We start from the raw sequence: 21764 nt of genomic DNA on the forward strand, positions 1-21764 counted from the left end.
AACAACCTGTCCTGAAATAGAAACGATTACCGGTCAGATAGACCGGTAACCTCCCGGTAATTAAAGATTAAGGGATAAAAAATAAGTGATGAAGGATTAAATGTCATAGACGCGATGGAGGTTTGGGCGTTAGAGGAACATACCGCCAGAAGCTTCCAATCTCTGGGCGTTTACCCAGCGGTTATCTTCCGTCAACAAGGAGGCGATGACCCCGCCGATATCATCCGGCAATCCGACTCGGCCCAGTGCGGTCTGTGATGCAATAAACCGATTGAGATCTTCTGAATCCCGTACCGCACCTCCACCGAAATCGGTCTCAATTGCGCCGGGGGCGACGACATTGACGGTGATACCTCGGGGACCAAGTTCCTTGGCCAGGTATTTGGTCAGGATCTCAACTGCCCCTTTCATTGCGGCATAAGCGCCGTAGCCGGGAATGGCAAAGCGGGTCAGGCCGCTGGAAATGTTGATGATGCTTCCTCCATCTTTTATGACGGGAAGTAACTTCTGTGTGAGGAAAAACACACCTTTAAAATGAACATTTGCCAGTTGGTCGAATTGTTCCTCAGTGACGTCCGCGACTTCAGAATGAATGCCGATACCCGCGTTATTGATCAGGTAATCAAAAGTCTCCCGCTGCCAGGTTTGGTGAAGTTCGGTTTTCACGCGTTCCACAAAAGATGCGAAGCTGGCGGTATCGGCAACATCCAATTGAATAGCCACAGCTTTACGGCCAATCCGTTCTATCTGCGAGACGACTTCGGCAGCTTCACCATGCTGGCTGCGATAGGTCAGGATGACGTCATTTCCTTTTTCTGCCAGATGAATGGCAGTGTTTTTTCCAAGTCCTCGGCTGCCTCCGGTAACGATTGCGATCTTGCTGCTCATGATGGGTCTCCAAGTCAATTTGTTGGGTGATTACAACGACAGGATCAGTTTATTGTTGTGATTAATTTGGATAAATATGCTAAAAATGATTTGACTGTTCGAAAATCGATAACAATGGGCCGCTTGAGGACGCTTCACATGACGCTGGAAATAGGCGCTGTAAGTGGGGCAGGAAATAGAAATTGGATATGTTCAAAGGGGATCAGCAGGGGGAGATGATCGATGGACAGATTTGAAGCCATCAGAGTATTTCTTCGGGTAGCCGAGTTGGAAAGTTTTACCCGCGCCGCGGAAGAGATGAATATTCCCAAGGCCACGGTATCCAACTCGATACAGCAACTGGAAACGCAAGTCGGTGCTCAGTTATTGCATCGGACGACGCGCAGGGTCAGGTTGACTCAGGACGGAACGTCATTTTACCAAAGAGGCAAAGACCTACTGGAAGATTTTGATGAACTGGAGTCAATGTTCCAGCAATCTCCTGCACACCTGGGAGGTAGAATCCGGGTGGATATGACTACCGGGCTGGCCAAGAATCTCGTGATACCCAATCTGAAGTCATTGTTGGATCAGTATCCAGGCATTGAGCTGGAGATCAGCAGTACGGATCGTCGGGTGGATATTATTCAGGAAGGATTTGATTGTGTGATTCGTGCCGGAGCGATGTCCGACTCCAGTCTGGTGGCCAGATTTCTGGGGGAAATGCGCATCGTGACCTGTGTCAGCCCCGGCTATATCGAAGAATACGGTGAACCTGAATCGTTGGAGCAATTACCCGAACACCGGTTGGTTCACTATGTTCCTGTATTGGGAAGTAAGAAGGAGGGGTGGGAATACTGGGATGGTAGCCAGTATCAATCCATAGAAGTACCTGGAGCAGTGACTGTTAATAATGTCGAAGCATATAGCTACGCCTGTTTGGCGGGATTGGGAATGATTCAATCCCCAGCGGTGGGTGTTCGCAAATATCTCGACGGTGGTGCTATGGTCGAAGTACTAAAGCAGTATCAGGCGGAACCGATACCGGTGTATCTGGTCTATCCTCACCGGCGCAACTTGTCCAAACGTGTGCGGATATTTATGGAGTGGCTGGCAGAGCTGATCAAAGAGTACATAGAACAAAGTCCGGATGACGCTCGTATCAAACCATAGCTGTGCTTAAGCGTGATTAGTCATGAAACCAGGGCTTGCTGTGCAAATAACCGGAGAGGGAAGTCATGAAAGCTTTGGTTCTTACTGAAACGGCGCGCCTATAGGGCCATACCAGTGAGAAATGCCGGTCCTGCCCCTGCCATTTGGGCATCACCCGCACCAGATTTCCGGCTTGTAAATCCTCATATACTGCACTGACCGGCATCAGCGTGATGCCGCCACCTGCCTTTACAATATTGATGACCAGCGACAGATCGTTGGAGATATAGTGATGAGGCTTTTTCAGAACAGTTTTGCTGCCGTCTTCATGAGCGAGTTCCCAATGGTTGAGAACATGGGTGGCAACCGTCGGCCAGTTTTCCAGATCGTTAATGGATTCTGGTAGCGGGCGACCATTTCTATCCGGTGGTGCCGATACCAGAATAGTATTGATGTGACCGAGAAACTTCTGTACCAGTGTTGAATCCGGTAATTGGCCAATACGAATAGCAATATCAGCCTGAGCCTGTTTGATATCGATGAAGTCGTTACTCAACTCTACGGACAGCTCAATTTCCGGGTATTGTCGGATGAATTGTTGCCAGAAGGCATCCAGCGGGCCGACAGCCAGGTTGGTAGGAGCTAAAACTCTTAAGGGGCCGGATAGACTGTTGAGCGTGTCATTCAGGCTGTCCATCCGTTGATCGAGAGAACGGATAAACTCAGCACATTCGTTAAAGTAGGTTTGTCCTTCCTGAGTCATGGACAATCCCCTCGGGGAGCGGTGCAGCAGGCGGCATTTCAAATGCTCTTCAAGGCTGCTGATGCGCCGTGATACCGTGGCCACGGTCATATTCAGTCTGGCAGCGGCGGCTGTGAGGCTACCTTCCTCCGCGGTGATAATGAAAATTTTCAGCTCATCCAGCATCTTTGCAAATATGTAAAATAGGTTTGTTGAAATGGCTATTCTTGCATAAATGATAGATTGGTATTCTGTGTCTGTACATGATGACGTGTGAATTCATCAGGAAAATGTACGGGATAAATATGCACTAGATAATGCACTAGATAAGGAAAACCCTATGAATGCCTATTGCCTGACAGCACATATCCGGGTTTCGGATGCTGAACGTCTTGAGCTTGCCCGCCGTGAGCTGAGTCATTTGGTACAGCATACCCGGCAGGAAGAAGGGTGTGCGGAGTTCAGGATATTTGAGGATGCAGATGTACCGGGAGAGTTCTGGCTGTGGGAAGTCTGGAATGGGGAAGAAGGATTTAAGGCACATATGGATGCCGCTCATACAAAGCGGTATTTCAACCTCAACCTGACAGAGGTTCTTGAGGTAAAAAGAGTCAATGCACTGGAGGATAAATAGCCATGACACTTCAATACCGACTGATTTTCGCACTGTTCATGTCGTTGGCATTGTCAATTCTGATGACGGCCTGGGTTACATGGATCAACCTGGGACTGGTGGATGGATTTATATTCAAGTGGGGAACCGCCTTTATCACCGCCTGGCCGGCTGCAGCGGTAATATCATTTCTGGTTGGCCCCAGGGTTCATTTATTAACCACCTGGACGATAAGCAAGAAAAAGGAAGCGGAATATGACACTCAAGCGAATCAACCATAGCGAGCTGGGTGAACCGGCAGGACCCTATGTCCATGCAGTCAAGCATCGGGATACGTTATATCTCTCAGGATTGACGGCATACGGTACAGAAGCTTACAAAGCTTCCATCGGTCATCAGGCGAGTGCAATTTTTCGCCAGATAGAAGCCGTCGCCAATGCGGAAGGTTGTGGATTGGAGCAATTGATCAAAGTCACCATTTTTGTGACGGAACTGGAAAACCTGGGTGAATTGCGAAAAACACTGTTTGCCGTTTATGGTGCTCACCTGCCGGCGAGTTCACTGGTGAAAGTGGATAGTTTGTTTGATCCCGAGCTGTTGATTGAGGTAGAAGCCACGCTGGCTATTTAAAAAACTTGATTGAATTTTGGCAGCTTGTTCAGTTTTTTCCACAGACACTGTCATCTCAATGTCATCCTAATATGATTTCTAGGCCCCAGGAAAATGGGGCTTTTATCATCCCTCCCCAATTTTCTCCCCAGCGAAAAAAATCGAACATCTGATTTGGTTATGACTGGACAGTTGTTATTTTTTTATGCTTAAAATTGAATGTGTATTCAATAAAAACAGTTTCGGTTGCTACTGAACCGAACAAAAAGAATCGTTGCCGATCCTCAAAAGATGCTGCAGGTTGCCTGAAACTGCTGGGTTTATTGAACCTGAGGGCCGGCAAAACACACAAATAAAGGAGCCACTATGTCCCTTTCTCGTAGACAGTTTGTTAAAGGCGCCATGTTAGCCGGAGCGGCCGCAGCCTCTCCGTTCTATATCAACAAGGCGCTGGCTGCCACCAAAGAACTCAGGATCTATGCCTGGGCCGGCTATATCACCGAAGATATGCTGGCTGACTTCAAAGCCAAGACCGGTATCAATGCCACTTTCACTCCCTATGGAACTAATGATGAATTGATGAACTCGCTGCGTGCAACTGACGGCACCGGCTTTGATATCATCATGCCGACGGTGGACAGGGTTCCCGGATACGTTGATTTTGATCTGGTGCAGCCTCTCGATACTTCCCGCGTCAAATGGGATGGCTGTCTTGACAGCGCCATGAGCGGCTCCGAAGTTGGAGGCGTGGTAGACGGCAAGCGCTATTTCGCTCCTTCGGACTGGGGGACTGAGGCAATCAGTTACCACACTGAATATGCCAAAGTTGATCCGAAAAATTTGAGCTATGGTGATCTCTGGAATCCTGAGCACAACGGCGGCGTAGCCGTACGTGGCCATTCGGCGCTGGTCGGGATTGGCCTGTGGCTGGAACAGCAGGGCAAACTGCCGCATCCACTGCTGGATTCCTACAAAAACGAAAAGGCCATGCGTGCCAACTTCGATGTGATCCTGAAAACCGCCGTGGAACACAAGGGGATGATCGCCCAGTTCTGGTCCACTGAGAACGAAGCCCAGGGTGCCTTCAGAACCAATGGTGCGATCATTGGCCAGACTTGGGACAGCACTGCATTCAACCTGAAAAAAGAAGGTGAACCCATCGCCTACCGCGCACCAAAAGAAGGTGCTCTGGCATGGATGGAAGGTTTCGTGATTCCGAAGAATGCGAATAATGTGGATGCGGTTTACGAATTCATTAACTGGTACTACACCCCGGAAGCGGGGGCGATGTTCGTCAAGTCCACCGGTTATAATTCCACGTCCAAAGGTGCCGACGCACTGTTGCCTGAAGCTACCAAGAAGTTCTTCCAGGAATCCTACACTGAGCAGGATCTGAAAAACCTGTGGTGGTGGCCGATTCAGGAGCCATGGTATGTGGCTCTGCGTAATGAGTATCAGGATCGATATCTATCTGCCTGATACCGACTCTTGCAGGCTCCTGGGTGTCCCCCAGGAGCCTTTTCATATTCTGGCGCCACTGTTTAACGCTTACTGAGCGCTAAACATTGTCGCTACCGGGTAATTATTCAGTTGTAAATTGGGGGGAGATGATGGATAGCAGTGTTCATCTTGATAACGTGGTCATGCGATTCGGCCATTTTACTGCAGTGCAGAAAACGGATCTTAAAATCGAATCGGGGGAATTCTTCAGTTTCCTGGGACCATCCGGTTGCGGTAAAACCACTATTCTGAACATGATCAGCGGGTTTCTGGACCCCACTGAAGGTGCCGTCCACATTGGGGGGCGTGATATGAGAAGCGTGCCGGCGAATAAACGGCCGACCTCCATGATTTTCCAGAACCTGGCGCTGTTTCCACTGATGACCGTGGCGGAAAACATTGAATTCGGACTGGAAGTGCGTGGGGTGAAAAAAGCCGAGCGCAAGAAAGCTTCAGACCGTTTGCTGGAACTGGTCGCACTGTCCGGAAGCGGGAAAAAGAAAGTCTCTGAACTTTCCGGCGGACAAAAACAGCGTATTGCCATTGCTCGTGCATTGGCGGTAGAGCCCCAGGTGTTGCTGCTGGATGAACCCCTGTCGGCGCTGGACCTTAAGCTAAGACAGCACATGCGGGCGGAGCTGAAGGAAATTCAGCGTAAAACCGGTATTACGTTTATCTATATCACCCATGACCAGGGAGAAGCCCTGACCATGTCAGATCGGGTGGCCGTGATGTCGGCAGGAAAGCTTCAGCAGGTGGCAGATCCGATTACCCTGTATCGGGAGCCCGCCACCGCGTTTGCTGCCTCTTTCGTTGGCGAGAACAATGGTCTCAAGGGGACTGTGAAGTCTGTTGATAATGGACAGGCTGTTATTGATTGCGGTCCTTTGGGGATATTCCCTGGTAAGCAGGTGGGGAATATCAGCGTTGGTGAGCAGGCAACCTTGTTTATCCGCCCGGAGCAGATCTCAATCAACCAATCCAATCAAAGCGCCCATATTGAGGCGAAAATAGAAGAGATCAACTTCGAAGGCTCTTATCTGACTCTGAATGCCAATACGGATTGTGATCGCAGTCTGTCCGTTCAGATCAGCTCTGAGCAGTATACTGACGCATTGGTACCCGGCGCTCGAACCACTCTGTCATTCAGGCCTGAGGACGCAGTGATCATTGCCGGAGGTGATCATGTATAAACAGCTCGCCGAACGATTCGGGGGAGGGCTGGCCGCCGGTATCATTGCGATGATCGCCATCTGGCTTCTGGGGATGGTCATTCTGCCCCAGTTACTGATGGTGGATTATTCATTCCGGCCCAATCTGTTGCCATCTGAGATCGGAGGACCCAAGGACTCCTACTCTCTGATCAACTACGAAACGCTGTTCAATAACAGCATCCACCTCTCAATCTTTTTCAAGACGATCTGGTCCAGCGTGTTGGTGACCTTTCTGACTCTGCTGGTGAGTTATCCGCTGGCCTATTACCTGGCCAAAGTTGCAACGCCCAAGCAGGCAGCATTGTGTATCCTGTTGTTGATCATTCCGTTCTGGATTAATGAAATTCTGCGGACATTTTCCTGGTATATCATCCTCGCCTATAAAGGCCCGCTGAATGCTTTGTTGCTGGCATTGGGCTGGATTGACCGGCCGGTGCGTTTTCTGTCCGGAGACGGTGGCGTCATGATCGGGATGGTGTATGCCTATATCCTGTTTATGATTTTCCCTTTGTATAACGCCATTGAAAGTCTTGATCTCAACCAGATAAAGGCTGCCCGTAACCTGGGGGCCGGATGGATCAGAACCCATTATCGAGTGATTATTCCTCATGCCAAACCCGGTATCGCCACCGGATGTATTATGACGTTCATGCTGGCCGCCGGGAGTTATGCTGTTCCGGCACTGTTGGGGTCACCCGGCAGCCGTTGGTTTACCCAGATTATCTACAACTGGTTTTTTGAAGGCGGTAACTGGAACCAGGGTGCGGCCTACGCTTTCCTCCTGCTGATTCTCTGCATTGGGTTTATTGCATTGATCATGAAAATTTTTAAAGTCGGTCTGGGGGACATCGCGAAATGAAGTCAGAAACTATCCTGCGTTGGGGAGTGCGTTTCTATATCGGCGTGTTCTTCCTGTATCTGTTTACCCCTCTCATTATCATGGGGATTGCCACCTTCAATGACAGCCGGTTTCCGACCGTCTCCCCATGGAAAGGGGCCACTCTGAAATGGTTTGACGTACTGGCCCAGGACGGCGCTATGTGGGACGCCTTGCTCACCAGTGTCATTGTGGCCTTTGGTGTTCTTGTGGTGGCTGTGCCCATAGGTGTGTGTTGTGCGTTGTTTCTGTCTACAGTGCAGGGACGTGGTAAATCCTTTCTATATTCTCTGATGATGTCTCCGCTGTTGACGCCGGGCGTTATCGTGGGTATTTCAACACTGATCTTCTGGAAAGGATTGTCGGTCAGCGGTGGTATGGTTTTGACGGTAATAGCGCAGACGACGTTTATTGCGGCTTATGTCATGTTGATGATACTCGCACGCCTGCAACGTTTTGACAGGACTTTGGAGCATGCCGCGCAGAGTCTTGGTGCAACCTCCTGGCAGACCTTCAGAAGAGTGCTGTTGCCCTATCTGAAACCGGCCATTGTTTCGGCGGCCGTCATCGCGTTTTTGCAATCATTTGAAAACTACAACACCACACTGTTCGTGAAAGGTTATGACACGACCCTGACGGTGTATATCGCCTCCAAGGTGCGTACCGGCCTGACTCCGGCAGTTAACGCCCTGGGTCTGGTGATGATCCTGGCCACAGTGCTGTTGGCGGTGGTCTACGAGATCAAGAAACGAAGCGAAGTGCGGGTCGTGAAGCTGTAGCTGAGCGGCTGAGAAGTTAAGCAACTAAGAGGTTAAGAAGCTAAGAGAGCTACAGCGAAAGTTCGGGAGCGGATGCTGTCATCGATATAACATCTGCGGCCCGAACTGCCGGCGAATGAAGTTTTCAACCGGTTGCAGGGATTGCTCGGTGTGTTCGAAGCACACTCCCAGTCTCGATCCTGTACGCCAGACGACACGTCCCACCAGAGAGGCAAAGGAAAGCCTCAGGGTGATATGCTGGCCGATGTCGATATCGTCATCGGTGGTCAGCATCAGTCCACTCATCGAAATATTCTCAGTGGCGGCATATATATTTTTGGGCCCCACCTCCGCCTGAACCTGCTCAATATATTTGGCTCTAGGGCTGCGTCGATTGCGGCAGACCAACTGTGCTCGTATTTCGTGGGCAAATATAAATCCGATAATAAATCCCATGGAACCACCCATGACGCCACCAAAAAGAGTAAAGCCAACAGCTTCGGCAAACGTCAGGGAAGAACCAGGGAAAAGAATGGAGCGGCCCAGACAGATGACCAAGGTGACGGATCCAAGGATCGCGGCCTGATGGGTGGCCGTTCTGAGTGGGGCCTGCCAGCGTCCTTTGCCGATGATAAAGTACTGGGTATTTAACAGATTCCAGACGACCAGGGTGGAAGCCGTGGCTGGGGATAGCGAATACAGATAAAACTGGGGAGATAGCTGACCTGTCAGACTGACCAGATAAATAAAGGCGATCAGGTAACTGACAGTAAACGACCAGACATAGGCGCGGGCTGAAATCTCATATTGGTCTTCTTCAAACATTTTCTCCGTCATGATGCCGGTCAGGATCGCGGAAAAGTAGAGAACCGCGCTGGACTTCACCCAGGAAAGAATGGCCATAAATGATCCCGGACTGACTCTTTCCAGTTGGGAAATACCAAACAGTTTGACGATAACTTCATAGCTGATGGTCAGGAAAAGTGACAGGCCGACAATGCCTGCCAGCATCAGCCACAGCACTCCCTCAAGTTTGGGACGGGTATCCTTGTACGGGAGTTTGAGGTTGTATCTGAGAAAGCTGCGGCGCTGACTTTCTTCAGAGGCACAACGGATGATCGTCATCCGTGCGATACATTCGTAGATGATATCTTGCAGTGTATACAACTCATCTCCGTAGGATTTTTCTGCCAGCGCGTCCAGGTTGCCTGCTGATAGTGACAGGCCGATCTCACTCAGGCGTCGGTTCTTGTCATCCAGATTCTGTAGAAAGTTTGCCAGGCCTTTGGGTTTATCTGGCGCTTCAGCCTGTATCCTCATCAGCAGATAGACAATTTTGACGTACAGGTGCTGGACAGACTGCTCTTCACCCCCGCCATTGGCGAAGTCGCCGGGAGCTACCCGGTCAAGCAGGATGTTTTTTTCCTTTAACTCGGCAAGTACCGGTGCGATATCTTTTTCCTGGGGAGTGAACGAATTCGGGGTGGTCTTAAGAACGGCGATTTTCTCGTATACCGCCTGGGGTATTCTTGCTGCACGCTGGAGAAAGGTTCGCCAGCGGATTTCATAAGTTTCCGCAGAAGGGATTTTGAGTATCAGGAATACGATGATCGCTGAAGCCAGTATACTGCTGTCGCCAAACTGCAGGCGTATGCCGTGGAGCAGGGGAACGGCGCTGTAGAAATCCACCGCGTAGGATTCCAGGAACTGGAAGAGTATGGTACCCATCGAGCTGAGAAAGAACGCAACGATGGAAATGGAACACGAATAGATCAGATAAAAAGCGGAAAACCGGCTAAAATGGGTGTACTCCTTGGGAGGTCCCGAGTACAGAGTTTTTTCTCTTGAGGGCCATTGATTGAACCTGAGCCCGATCACTCCGAAAATGAACAGGAGCCCAAGGACAACATCGTGCCAGAAGTACTGGATGTCCATATGTTCTGTTCCTGATAATCAAAAACGGATGGAAACCCTGACTGACCGCTGAATAGCAAGGCTGTACGAGATAGCCGCCGTCTACCGACGTCTAATGGTAAGTATAGACGTACTGTGGGAATTTCCAGTACCTGCCGGTTTGAGTAGAGTCAATTCTGTTACAGGTAATTTGCATAAAGTGTTCAATGTAAACATGGCTGTGCTATACTTTTGTGCAGTCATTCATTAAATGAGGTGGAGCCTTGGAAAAATCAGCAGTTCTTGATACCCAACAGAGCTATCACCACGGAAATCTACGCCAGGAGTTGGTAGAAAAGGCCCTGGATCAGTTGAAGCAGGTGGGGCCGGACAAAGTATCATTGAGGGCTCTGGCTCGCGAGATCGGTGTTTCCCAGACCGCACCCTATCGCCACTTCTCCGATAAGAATGCATTGCTCGCGGCAATCGCGGCGCAGGGCTACAACGAACTTAACCGGGTTACCATCAAAGCCTGTGGAGACTGCCGGGATGCGCCGGAAAAAATGATCCAGGCAGGGTTGGCATACATATTATTTGCGCGACAAAACCCGGAACTGTACAAGCTGATGTTTGGTCCGGTCATCGAGTGTCCTTTGGAATATCCGGACCTTGCCGAAGCCGGGCAGGCTTCGTTCCAGGTGATATTGGCGATTTGTGAAGAAGGTGTCCAGGCCGGGCTGTTTACGAATCAGGATGCTTCTTTGATTGCTCATTCCACCTGGGCGATGGTGCATGGAATCGCCAGTTTGTGGATCGATGGCATGTATCAGTGTACGGGGCGTCAGCACGATGACAGCCTGATCACAGACTCCCTGAAGCTTGCTTTGCACGGCGTTCTTAAACGGGACGGAGATTAACTCTCTAGGGGCTGACTTCAGTCTCCTCCTATACTTTCTTTAATTTCAGTATGTGCCTTAATATCAACACTCATCTTGATGCTAAGACCTGCCTTGATACTAAGACTTGGCTTGATACTGATACTCGCCTGAATACCTATTCTTACAGCATGCCAATACTCTTCTGAATAAAAGCATTCGCAACCCGGATAAACTTTCCGGGTTCATCCAACATCGGCATATGACCGCTATCCTTAAACGGAATGAAGTGCCCCCGGACACACTGGTCTGCGATAAATTTCTGTCCTGGCCACGGATACATATCTGAGCGCATTCCGGCCAATACCCATACCGGTATGTCCAGGTTTTCCAGCAGCGGCCGCATGTCGTAGTCCTGATGCAGGTAAGCCCCGAGGCAGGTGTTGTAAGCATGCCAGTGGGCGGCCGGTAAAACATAGTTGGCGACAAATGGAAATTTCCAGAGCTGTTTTACCAGACGCTTTTGGGTGGGGCGGGAGACGGCATATCCGATAAAGTCGCTGAGTTCATGTAGAAATGCCTGTTGAAAATATTTGGGAAGGCTTTCAAAAGGTGTCTCCGGAGAGTACTCCCGGGCCTCCCGATAGAGTTCACCAAGAATCTTAAAACGAGCCTGGCCGTCTGCACCGAACATTCCGTAGCTCCAGTCCGATGCCTGGTGAACAAATGGGGACTGATCGATATTCAGATAAGCGCGTACCCGATGGTCAGGTGCCAGACGGAAATACTGCATGGCGATAAATGCCCCCATGGAAATACCGGCCATGGGAAAGTCACTCAAGTGAAAGTGTTCAATCATATCCTGCAGGTCTTCTGCATAGTTGGTCAGCACACATTCTGAGTTATGACGAACTCCCGCCGACCGGCCAAAGCCTCGCATATCTGGAAGATAGAAACGGTAACGGTGGGAGAGTGGCAGTAGAAACGGTAGCCAGTGTCCCGAATGCATTCCGAAACCATGAAGAAATATTACCGGTGATCCCTTTCCGACAACGCGCACATAGACGGATTTGCCGTCACGCATAGGAATCCAGGGCATAGAAGACTTCCAATGAATTACAACAAACTAAGTATAGACAAGGGACAAGAGAATAGAGGAAGGGCATAGAGTACAGTGGAGGGATACCGTGAACAGGGGAGGAACAAGGAACTGTCCGGCTTGGTCATCCTTCATAGAAGCATCTGCGGGAGCAAAGGAAGGATTTGTCGGAGTACTGCTGAAAAGTATTCAGGAGGCCCACCTGGGAGGTGGCCCACTTCACGGAAGACTTGTGAAGCAGGCCGGTGGAACAGGTTTTAGATGTTGAAACCAGTGGGAAGTTTCTTTTCAACCAACTGATTTTTGAGCTTCACGTAAGCCGGTACCCCGTTTTTATACGGCGGATAGGACTCCCCTTCAATGAGAGGTGCCAGATAGCGACGGGCGGCTTCGGTGATGCCGAAACCATCCTCGCTGATGAAATCCAGCGGCATTTTCTTTTCCACGTTGGCAATCTGGGATAGCGGTGCTTCTCCGATGGACCACAAATAAGGGCTGTCCTGTTCCCGAACAATCACGGGCATCAGCGCATTCTTGCCCTGAATCGCTAGCTCAACGGCGGCTTTGCCGACCGCGTAGGCTTGTTCCAGATCTGTCTTTGAAGAAATGTGTCTGGCGGAACGCTGAAGGTAGTCGGACACGGCCCAGTGATATTTATAGCCGAGCTCAGACTTGATCATATTAGCGATAAAAGGCGCGACACCGCCGAGCTGGGTGTGACCGAAAGCATCCGTGATACCGGCATCAGAGAGAAAACGGCCGTCTTCGTACTGAGCACCTTCTGACACCACGATAGAGCAATAACCGTCTCGTTTGACGACTTTATCCACACGTTTCAGGAACTTATCCCGATCAAAGGGGACTTCAGGAAATATGATGATTTGTGGTGCGGGTTGCCCCTCGTGCTGGGCCAGGCCGCCTGCCGCGGCTATCCAGCCGGCATGACGTCCCATAACTTCCATGACGAATACCTTGGTGGAGGATTCACACATGGAAATGATATCCAGCGACGCCTCGCGAATGGACGTGGCCACATATTTGGCAACTGAGCCAAACCCGGGACAGCAATCGGTAATGGGAAGATCGTTGTCGACAGTTTTGGGAATACCGATGCAGGTGATCGGGTAACCCAGAGTCTCACTGATCTGAGAGACTTTATATGCGGTGTCTGAAGAATCACCACCGCCGTTGTAAAAGAAGTAGCCGATATTATGGGCTTTAAAGACTTCAATAAGGCGTTCGTACTCCGCCTTTTGGGTTTGAATATCTTTAAGTTTGTAGCGACAGGAGCCGAACGCTCCGCCGGGCGTAAATTTAAGAGCGGCAATATCCTCCTGGCTTTCCAGGCTGGTATCGATCAACTCTTCGCGAAGAGCCCCGATAATGCCGTTATGGCCCGCATAGACAGTTCCAATTTTGTCAGAGTGTTGCCGCGCTGCTTCGATGACCCCGCAGGCTGAAGCATTGATGACCGAGGTCACACCGCCGGACTGGGCATAGAACGCGTTTTTTACCGTCATGTTGCTAGGGCCTCTTGTAATACTGGCTCAGTACGAATTGCGGGCGCATCATACGCGAAAATGACCCTGTTTTCATGTCGGGAATCGCGCAATTTTGCCGGAATACCCAGTCGACTTATCCCGGAATGCCCGGTCGTCTTATCATAATACTGCAGGATATGGGTGCAACTGATTGATTTTGTCAGTATCCGGCTGGCATCAGCCCATCCCCTCAGTAATAATGTCAAAGCATCCATTAGTATTTTAGCCATTAAGCCATCAATTTTAAGAAACCATCATGCATATTCATATTTTAGGTATTTGCGGTACATTCATGGGCAGTCTTGCCCTGCTGGCCAAGGAACTGGGTTACAAGGTGACCGGCTCCGACCAGCATGTCTATCCCCCCATGAGCACCCAATTGATGGCCCAGGGAATTGAACTTAGAGAGGGTTACGAACCTTCTCATCTGGACCCGATGCCGGATCTGGTCATTATCGGTAACGCCATGAGCCGGGGAAATCCCTTGGTGGAGTATGTCCTCAATAAAGGTATTCGATACACCAGCGGGCCGCAGTGGCTGTCCGAGCATGTTTTGCAGGAACGTTGGGTGCTGGCGGTGGCAGGTACTCACGGTAAGACCACGACCACGTCGATGCTGGCCTGGATTCTGGATCAGTGCGGACTGGCCCCCGGTTTTCTGGTCGGTGGTGTACCTTTAGGCTTTGGTGCATCGGCAAGACTGGGAGACACATCGTTTTTTGTGATTGAGGCGGATGAATATGACAGTGCGTTTTTTGATAAACGTTCCAAGTTCGTCCATTACCGTCCCCGGACATTGATTATCAATAACCTTGAATTTGACCATGCGGACATCTTTGATGACCTGAAGGCAATACAGACCCAGTTTCATCATGTGGTCAGAACCGTGCCGAGCCAGGGGGTCATTATTTCTCCCAAAGGAGTGAATGCCATTGAAGAGACACTGGCCCGTGGCGTTTGGAGTCCAAGAGTCGTTTATGCGTTGAATGATCCAGAAGCGGATTTGTCTGCCCAGTGCCTGGAACCAGACGGGAGTCGCTTCAGTGTTCATTTGAAAGGGGAGATCGTTGGCACCGTCGAGTGGAATATGACCGGTCTCCATAATGTGCAGAATGCTCTGGCGGCGTTACTGGCAGCACGTCATATCGGGGTAAAACCGCAGAATGGTATCCAGGCGCTGAATGAATTCCCGGGAGTCAAACGTCGTCTGGAAAAGCTGGGCGAATCGGGAGGCGTTGTGGCTTACGATGATTTTGCCCACCATCCCACCGCCATACGCACCACGCTGGAAGGGCTACGTAACCGGGTGGGAAAAACTCCCATCTGGGCGATTATCGAACCTCGCTCGAATACCATGAAAATGGGAGTTCACAAGGATACCTTGCTGGATTCAGCGGAGCTGGCGGATCACGTGATCTGGGCCAACTTCGAGCATTATGATTGGCTGGATCAGGCGGTGGCAGCAAATGCCGGCAAGCATCAGGTTCTGCATGATGTGGATGCCATTGAACAAGTACTTTCCTCTGTGACCGGACCTGCCCATATCGTGCTCATGAGCAATGGTGGATTTCAGGGACTGCCCGGACGTATGAAAAAGCGTCTTGAGCAGACCACGGAGATGTCCTGATGGGTGAGGTTGAGCAACCTTCACAAGATTTCAAAGGAACCTTTACGCTGGCCATCACCGGCGCATCTGGTTTTCAATACGGTTATCGTCTGCTGGAAGTGTTGGTAAAGGCGAACTATCAGGTGTTTGTCATGATTTCCAAGGCGGCTCATGTTGTCGCGGCCACGGAAGCTGACCTGAAACTGCCTGCCCAGGCGGCGAAGCTGCAGACGGTGCTGACTGACAAACTCGGCGCTACAGTCGATCAGATTCGGGTTTTTGGCAAGGAAGACTGGATGGCACCGGTGGCCTCTGGCTCCGGATCTCCTGAGCATATGGTCGTGTGTCCGTGTAGCACCGGGACGTTGTCGGCGATTGCTACCGGAGCCAGTAACAATCTTATTGAGCGGGCCGCGGATGTGGTATTGAAGGAACAGAAAAAACTGATCCTGGTACCCAGAGAAGCACCGTTTTCCACCATCCATTTGGAGAATATGTTGAAGCTTTCCCGCATGGGCGCGGTGATCTTACCGGCGGCACCGGGCTTTTATCATAAGCCTCAGTCTGTGGAAGATATGGTGGATTTTATTGTGGCCCGGATTCTCAGCCATCTGGGGGTAGAGCAGTCATTGATGCCGAAATGGGGACGCGATGGTTCGACTCCCGAGAGTGATAATGGTATCCCCGAATTTTGACGTGTCTCCGAGCATTGGTGTATGTCAGGAAACCTGATGTATGCCGGAAAGCTGATGCATACCTAAAACGTGAGCCGGCGCTGTAGGAAAATCATAGAAAATGAGTATTAACTGGAATGAAACTCCGGCCGCGATCTGGCGGCAGTTGAAGGGCTCTTTACGGGCTGTGCGGACCATTGATCCTATTCGACTGGATCAGCTGCTGGGAATTGACGATCAGAAGCATACCCTGGTGCGCAATACGGAAAAATTTATTGCCGGACTACCGGCCAATAACGTGTTGCTGTGGGGGTCCCGTGGTACAGGTAAATCCTCACTGATCAAAGGTCTTCTCAATGAATACTTTGATCAGGGGCTGCGGATTGTGGAAGTGGATAAGGATGATCTGGTCTACCTGCCCGAAATCGTTGATGAAATTCGTGATCAGCCTCAACGGTTTATTGTGTATTGTGACGATCTCTCTTTTGAGGCCGGTGAGAAAACCTACAAAGCACTCAAAAGCGTTCTGGAGGGCTCCATCGAATCCCCGCCGGATAATGTGTTGATTTACGCGACGTCTAACCGGCGACATTTAATGCCTGAATATATGTCGGAGAATCTGACCTCCCAGGTGGTGGAAACTGAAATCCATCATGGAGAAGCGATAGAGGAAAAGATTTCTCTGTCTGACCGATTCGGGTTGTGGATTTCCTTTTATCCGTTCAATCAGGATCGCTATCTGGAAATCATTGATCATTATTTCAAGAGTTTCTCCGGTGACCGAAATGAGCTGCATCGCAAGGCAATCCAGTTTGCGTTGCAACGAGGGGGGCGCAGCGGAAGAGCGGCCTACCAGTTCTACAAAAACAGCGTTGAAAAGTGAGCGAATCAGAGCCCGCCTCAGAAAAACATCCTGTTAAATCCAGACGCTGGCGCCTGCTGGTGCTGGCAGTGTTGGTGGCCATCAGCCTGTTGCTGGTGGCCAGCTGGTGGTCTGCACCTCATTGGTTGCCTCCTGTGGCTGAAGATCTTGCGTCCCGTGCGGGAGTCAAGATTGTTCACCTTGATCTTGGCCGTCCGGGCTGGGGAGGCTGGCTGATACGCGATGTGCGTCTTGAGCTGGAAGGAAACAGTTTTCGGGTAACGAATCTGGTGCTTGGCTGGAAGTGTTGTGAGAATGTTGAGCATGCCCTTTCGGCTCGAATTGAGCAGTTGAATATTGTGCTCAAAGAATCCGAGACTTCCGCCGAGCCAACTCCCGTGGCGATCTCAGCGTTATTGCAGATGCTTTATCAACGGGTCCCTTTTGTATCCCTTTCGGTTAAGTCAATTGTCCTGTCCCGTCCCAATAGCCAGTTCGAGGATGGATCTGCGTCTGTCGAGGAGCCGGTGGCTAAATTATGGGAGGAGCCCATAAGTGCCGAAATCAGGCGTAATGGAGAAGGTATGGCTTTGGCTGTGGATTCTTCATATGTCGGTCAGGCAATCCATACGGAAATAAATTGGACAAATCCAGATCGCATTCAGGCATCTGCAGCCTTTGCCAATGCCCAGGTTGCACTGGACGGGCAACTGGAGGGAGATGGATTCTGGCAGTTTCAGGGTTCTCATTTTGTGGATGTGCCCACGCTGGCCATCTTTGTTCAACCAGATCTACCTTTGAAACGATATTTTGAGACCTTGCTGTCAAAGGGTGAGTTTCAATTTCATGTTCCTGATGTGTTGTTCACCTCACCATGGGAGCTCTCGGTAAATAATCACCTACTGGCTCAATCGAGCCAGCCCGTAGCAACGTTGGAGGGGACGCAACAGGTAACACTAAATGGACTGAAGACACCCGAACATATTCACTTGGCGCCATTGAAAATGAGTCTTCAGCTGTCTCCGGAAATACAGATGGCTCCCGATATTCTGCCGGTGGATGCTGTGGGACGGGATTGGGAGTTGTCATTGCAGGAGGGCATCGAGTGTGACATTCCTGTGAGTCGTTCCTGTCTACAAAAGCTTCCATTACAGTTTGCCTCTGTACCAGTCCCTGGGAGGATGTCGCTAAACACTCAGGCCGCCATAAATGCTTCGACCACAGAAAGTTTGGGGGTTGATCTGGCCCTGTCGCTAAAACAGCCCGAAACTCTCCCGGCACCTCGTCTCCCAAAAACGCTTGATCTGACTGGCCAATTCCAAGTGGATTTTCAGAAGGAACTTCGTATCAGTAGCCTGTCTACCCCTGTTCTGCGTTGGCAATCATGGGCTCTTCCAGATGGCGGCTCGAATGGTTCGTCGGATAGAAAGCTATCTGCAGAAAGAAATCCACAAACAGAAGAAAAGTCACAGACAGAAGAAAAACAACAAACAAAAGAAAATCTAGTGGTGGATGGATCGGCTCAGTTGAAAAATTTCTCCCTAGCTCTCAATGATGGTCAGATTGCTGAGGTACAAAGCAACCTTGATTTGAATATTTCTCTGTTGCATGGAAGGGAGTCCGCCGGAGTGGAGCTGAAAGCACCGGTTAAGTATTCGCGCAACAAACTTCATATCGATCCGGGAACATTGAAGGGATTCGGATTGGAGCAGGCCGTTGAGGCTGACTTTGACCTGAGTTCACGGAAAGGCTGGGTATCGGCGCAGGGCGGCGGAGAGCTTAAGAATATTGCCTGGATCAGATCCTGGATTCCTGACCTGAGCAAGGACTTGATGATTCATACGGGGCGACTCGACAGTACCAGCTTTGTGAATATTGATCAGCGTCGTACGCCCATGCTCCAGGGACGAACCCGGTTGGAACTCAATGAGTGGGGAGTGGAAGCGGAGCCCCGTTACGTGAAAGGGATGAAGCTAAAAACGGAAGTTCAGTACACGGAAAGCGAGTTGAGGTTTACCTCTCCCGTAGAGGCCGAAGCTGCGTCTGCTCTGGTCTCTGTGCCGATGAAAAATATCAGTGCCAGTCTGCAGGGTAAGGTGAATTGGGAGGCCCAGCTGGTTTGTGATCTTGAACTGCTGTCAGCCCGGCTGGAAACCTTTGGTGGAAGTCTGAAACTGCTGCAGAAAGCCCCATTGGGATGCCCAATGAAAGAGTCATATTTGCCGTTGGAAGTGAAAGATATGGATCTCAGCCAGTTGGTGGCGGTAGAAAATGAGAACGTTGAGGCGACTGGTAGAATTGCCGGTTTTTTGCCGATCAGTGTCAAGCAGGGACAATTTGTGATCTCTGGAGGACAAGTCGCAGCGCAGGAACCGGGAACCATTAAATTGAAAGATGTCCCTCGCTGGCGGGTAATGGCAGGAGAAAACCAGGCGGTATTATTTGCCGTTGATGCTTTGCAGGATTTTCGATACCAGTCGCTGACCAGTAGTGTGGATTATCAAACGGGAGGCAAACTGCTTTTGGGGATCGCATTAAAGGGATCCAACCGTAATTTCCAAAATGGGAGACCCGTGAACTATAACCTGAATATTGAAAGCAATATCATTTCATTGCTTAAAAGTGTCGAGCTGCCTGATTATCTGATCAGAAGACTTGAGCAACGTCTCCAGCATTAGTCTATGTTGTTTAAGTCAATTTTTTCTGGCGCGGCTACAGGCGCTTATAAACTTGATAGACATGATTCAGCTTGTATTCATCCTTATAAGTTATGTTATAAGGGCATAAGCGCAAACCAGGGAATAATCGAATATGCAAAAAATACTACCGGGCGTCGTTATTCTGCTTTTACTGTCGGCTTGTACGCCGAGAGTGGAGGTGGCTGTTCCCGACAAGCCCATCACCATTAACCTTAATGTGAAAATTGAACATGAGGTTCGAGTGAAGGTCGAGAAAGATCTGGAAAACCTGTTTGACGAGGAAGACTCCATCTTCTGATGGACGGCTATAAAGATCAACGGACAGTGTAAGACCAAGAATTGAAGGCGAAAGCGATGAACGGATTTGAGAAAACCATGATGAAACTGAAAGCCATATTACTTGCTGTGACCCTGCTATTTGCCGGAGGTGCCTTAGCACTCGATCTGGATGAGGCCAAGGCTAAAGGCCTGGTTGGGGAACAGGCGGATGGCTACGTTGGAGCTGTAAAACCTTCTTCGGAAGTGAACGCCCTGGTTGCGGAAGTGAATGGTAAGCGGGAAGACGCATACGCCCGCATCGGCAAGAAAAATGGTGTGGCGGCAGATAAAGTAGCGGAACTGGCTGCCAAGAAATTGATCAATAAAGCAGGCCCCAATGAGTATGTAAAAACTTCATCTGGAGCCTGGGTGCTGAAGAAGGAAATTCAGTAATTTGTACTATTCAGACTTTATCTGACAGCACTTGTACGACCCTATCTAAGTCAGGATTGTCCGCTATCGACCCATAGCGGACATTAGGAAAATAGATCTGTCCCGTTTTTGCCCTTCCAGCTAGGCGGCTAACGTCCCATATTCAAAGGTGCCGGCTGAAGTTGGTCTTGGTAATTGATGACCACCATGGAATGCTGGTCATAGTTGTAGGGCTTGAATTTGGGCATGGCAACAGATCCTTGTTGGGTGTTGCCATCATAGCAAAAAGTGCGGAATTGGGAGGTTTTTCTACAGCCTCAACCCCTGCTTGCACTTGTTATGGCTTTCTACATAAACCTTCGCTATTGAGTATTCTCTCACGCGAGGTACTCCTGAAGGTTAATCTATTTTAGGTGTAAGGCTATTTCCGCCGCGCTCCTTGATCTGATGGAATCGAGCGTTGATGCATTCGAATAGTTTTTCAAACTTGTTTGCCGTTTCCTCGGTGACAACTGCATCCGCATCACGCGACATCTTGGTCAGTAACAACCGCGTAGGTCTCGTTTTATGAAACTCTATTCCTATATCGGCAAGGGCCAACTCAACCCGCTTGGCTATTCGAGGTATGTTGTCGTTCAGCGCCAGTTTTTTACCTTTTAGCTCCTTCGCGTAACTTTCACGCACAAGCCCTTCATAAAACTTCGGGTCTAGTAAGTCTTCAATATCGGCCTCCCCCGGAGGGTTTCCGTTAAAGGCTTCGGTGACAAATACAATATTCCGTTCGTTGATCAATTTGGACTTTATGAGGTCATCGCGCGTGGTCTTGGAGTCTTTCTCTTCATCCAATAGAACTACAACATTCAGCTCCTCAGATGAGAGTAACGCTACCATGTATGAAACCTTTTGGGCCCCGCCTGCCGGCGTCATCGTAACCTCTGGGCTCAATCCAGTTTTGCCTTGGTCCGCAAGGTATTCTGAGATTGACGATAGCATCCAATAATCGGTAATACCCTCAACCACCAAGTTATTGGGCCCAACAAACAACGACTGGGCGAGACTGTATCCAAGTGCTGCTTGTATGGGGAATAGGGTTCTTGAGTCTCCACTCGGATCGTTGGTAACTGTGGTCCCAGTTTTCTCGTCGATGTTGACTGTTCGGATCGAATCCAATTGGCCAGTAGGCACCATGAACGGTGAATGTGTGGAGTAAAGTATTTGGTTCCCGAAATCATCTCGAAAATGGGTTAGCAAGTCTGACTGCGATTTTGCATGCAAATATAAGCCGGGTTCGTCCAGCAACAGTATTGCGTCCTCAGCCACATCGCCATCTGTGTCTGCGGAGAAAGTGATGTAGAAAGCAAAAAACGGTAGTGTTCAGAATTCTGTGTCATTTCTTTATCCTATGCAAAAAAGAGATGACTTATGACCACACCTACCTTCGACATGGAAGCCGCACTGCAAGCATTGCGTGAAGGCAAAGACCTGACTGGAAA

At 50.0% G+C, this 21764-nt stretch carries 21 protein-coding genes; 15 read left to right on the plus strand and 6 right to left on the minus strand.

Features of this window, described 5'->3' with window-relative positions; translation table 11 throughout:
* Positions 1-129: 129 nt before the first annotated feature.
* A complete protein-coding gene (locus tag BTA51_RS24600) occupies positions 130-888 on the minus strand; it encodes an SDR family NAD(P)-dependent oxidoreductase (RefSeq protein ID WP_094711726.1) in 759 nt (252 codons plus the stop codon).
* 222 nt (positions 889-1110) lie between these two features.
* Between BTA51_RS24600 and BTA51_RS24605 the strand changes: the two genes are divergently transcribed.
* Complete coding sequence (locus tag BTA51_RS24605; protein ID WP_094711727.1) at positions 1111-2040, plus strand: LysR family transcriptional regulator; 930 nt, start codon at positions 1111-1113, stop codon at positions 2038-2040.
* Positions 2041-2056: 16 nt separating this feature from the next.
* Here the strand turns inward: BTA51_RS24605 and BTA51_RS24610 are convergent, their stop codons facing one another.
* Complete coding sequence (locus tag BTA51_RS24610) at positions 2057-2947, minus strand: LysR family transcriptional regulator (RefSeq protein ID WP_094711728.1); 891 nt, start codon at positions 2945-2947, stop codon at positions 2057-2059.
* A gap of 154 nt (positions 2948-3101) precedes the next feature.
* Between BTA51_RS24610 and BTA51_RS24615 the strand changes: the two genes are divergently transcribed.
* The 7 genes from BTA51_RS24615 to BTA51_RS24645 all read left to right on the plus strand — a co-directional run bounded on the left by BTA51_RS24615 (position 3102) and on the right by BTA51_RS24645 (position 8353).
* Positions 3102-3395: a putative quinol monooxygenase gene (locus tag BTA51_RS24615; protein WP_094711729.1), complete on the plus strand. Its 294-nt coding sequence runs from the start codon at positions 3102-3104 to the stop codon at positions 3393-3395.
* Positions 3396-3397: 2 nt separating this feature from the next.
* Entirely contained in the window at positions 3398-3655 is a 258-nt protein-coding gene (locus BTA51_RS24620) for a DUF2798 domain-containing protein (RefSeq protein WP_094711730.1), read from the plus strand.
* Positions 3630-4004, plus strand: a complete 375-nt coding sequence (locus BTA51_RS24625) for a RidA family protein (protein ID WP_094711731.1) — start codon at positions 3630-3632, stop codon at positions 4002-4004. Before BTA51_RS24620 ends, BTA51_RS24625 begins: the two co-directional genes overlap by 26 nt.
* A 345-nt stretch (positions 4005-4349) precedes the next feature.
* Positions 4350-5462, plus strand: coding sequence for an extracellular solute-binding protein (locus BTA51_RS24630; RefSeq protein ID WP_094711732.1), 1113 nt, complete (start codon positions 4350-4352; stop codon positions 5460-5462).
* A gap of 131 nt (positions 5463-5593) precedes the next feature.
* Positions 5594-6676, plus strand: a complete 1083-nt coding sequence (locus BTA51_RS24635) for an ABC transporter ATP-binding protein (RefSeq protein WP_094711733.1) — start codon at positions 5594-5596, stop codon at positions 6674-6676.
* Positions 6669-7556: an ABC transporter permease gene (locus tag BTA51_RS24640; protein WP_094711734.1), complete on the plus strand. Its 888-nt coding sequence runs from the start codon at positions 6669-6671 to the stop codon at positions 7554-7556. Before BTA51_RS24635 ends, BTA51_RS24640 begins: the two co-directional genes overlap by 8 nt.
* A complete protein-coding gene (locus tag BTA51_RS24645; RefSeq protein WP_094711735.1) occupies positions 7553-8353 on the plus strand; it encodes an ABC transporter permease in 801 nt (266 codons plus the stop codon). The genes BTA51_RS24640 and BTA51_RS24645 overlap by 4 nt, the downstream gene beginning before the upstream one ends.
* Before the next feature lie 78 nt (positions 8354-8431).
* On the opposite strand, the gene BTA51_RS24650 is transcribed toward BTA51_RS24645, so the two are convergent.
* Positions 8432-10267 (minus strand): PilZ domain-containing protein, encoded by a 1836-nt coding sequence (locus tag BTA51_RS24650; RefSeq protein WP_094711736.1) that lies wholly within the window; start codon positions 10265-10267, stop codon positions 8432-8434.
* Between the two features lie 242 nt (positions 10268-10509).
* Here BTA51_RS24650 and BTA51_RS24655 point away from each other — a divergent pair, with 242 nt between their 5' ends.
* Positions 10510-11142 (plus strand): TetR/AcrR family transcriptional regulator, encoded by a 633-nt coding sequence (locus BTA51_RS24655; protein ID WP_094711737.1) that lies wholly within the window; start codon positions 10510-10512, stop codon positions 11140-11142.
* Between the two features lie 142 nt (positions 11143-11284).
* On the opposite strand, the gene BTA51_RS24660 is transcribed toward BTA51_RS24655, so the two are convergent.
* Together BTA51_RS24660 and BTA51_RS24665 are read right to left on the minus strand one after the other, a co-directional pair.
* The gene (locus tag BTA51_RS24660; RefSeq protein WP_094711738.1) at positions 11285-12199 is read right to left on the minus strand and encodes an alpha/beta fold hydrolase; all 915 of its coding nucleotides are present in this window, start codon (positions 12197-12199) and stop codon (positions 11285-11287) included.
* 257 nt (positions 12200-12456) lie between these two features.
* Complete coding sequence (locus tag BTA51_RS24665; protein ID WP_094711739.1) at positions 12457-13719, minus strand: 6-phosphofructokinase; 1263 nt, start codon at positions 13717-13719, stop codon at positions 12457-12459.
* Positions 13720-13996: 277 nt separating this feature from the next.
* Here BTA51_RS24665 and mpl point away from each other — a divergent pair, with 277 nt between their 5' ends.
* From mpl to BTA51_RS24700, 6 genes are all read left to right on the plus strand, one after another.
* Positions 13997-15367 (plus strand): UDP-N-acetylmuramate:L-alanyl-gamma-D-glutamyl-meso-diaminopimelate ligase, encoded by a 1371-nt coding sequence (gene mpl, locus BTA51_RS24675; RefSeq protein ID WP_094711741.1) that lies wholly within the window; start codon positions 13997-13999, stop codon positions 15365-15367.
* The gene (locus tag BTA51_RS24680) at positions 15367-16041 is read left to right on the plus strand and encodes a flavin prenyltransferase UbiX (RefSeq protein ID WP_094711742.1); all 675 of its coding nucleotides are present in this window, start codon (positions 15367-15369) and stop codon (positions 16039-16041) included. Before mpl ends, BTA51_RS24680 begins: the two co-directional genes overlap by 1 nt.
* 100 nt (positions 16042-16141) lie before the next feature.
* The gene (locus BTA51_RS24685; protein WP_094711743.1) at positions 16142-16903 is read left to right on the plus strand and encodes an ATP-binding protein; all 762 of its coding nucleotides are present in this window, start codon (positions 16142-16144) and stop codon (positions 16901-16903) included.
* Positions 16900-19560, plus strand: coding sequence for a YdbH domain-containing protein (locus BTA51_RS24690; RefSeq protein WP_094711744.1), 2661 nt, complete (start codon positions 16900-16902; stop codon positions 19558-19560). The genes BTA51_RS24685 and BTA51_RS24690 overlap by 4 nt, the downstream gene beginning before the upstream one ends.
* Positions 19561-19693: 133 nt before the next feature.
* Positions 19694-19879 carry a YnbE family lipoprotein gene (locus BTA51_RS24695; RefSeq protein WP_094711745.1) on the plus strand — a complete coding sequence of 62 codons (186 nt, stop codon included), beginning with the start codon at positions 19694-19696 and terminating at the stop codon, positions 19877-19879.
* Positions 19880-19935: 56 nt separating this feature from the next.
* Positions 19936-20292 carry a YdbL family protein gene (locus BTA51_RS24700; RefSeq protein ID WP_210404917.1) on the plus strand — a complete coding sequence of 119 codons (357 nt, stop codon included), beginning with the start codon at positions 19936-19938 and terminating at the stop codon, positions 20290-20292.
* 378 nt (positions 20293-20670) lie between these two features.
* On the opposite strand, the gene BTA51_RS24705 is transcribed toward BTA51_RS24700, so the two are convergent.
* Entirely contained in the window at positions 20671-21591 is a 921-nt protein-coding gene (locus tag BTA51_RS24705) for an ATP-dependent endonuclease (protein WP_210404918.1), read from the minus strand.
* Positions 21592-21764 lie beyond the last annotated feature (173 nt).

The organism is Hahella sp. CCB-MM4 (genome assembly GCF_002260525.1).
Classification (GTDB): domain Bacteria; phylum Pseudomonadota; class Gammaproteobacteria; order Pseudomonadales; family Oleiphilaceae; genus Hahella.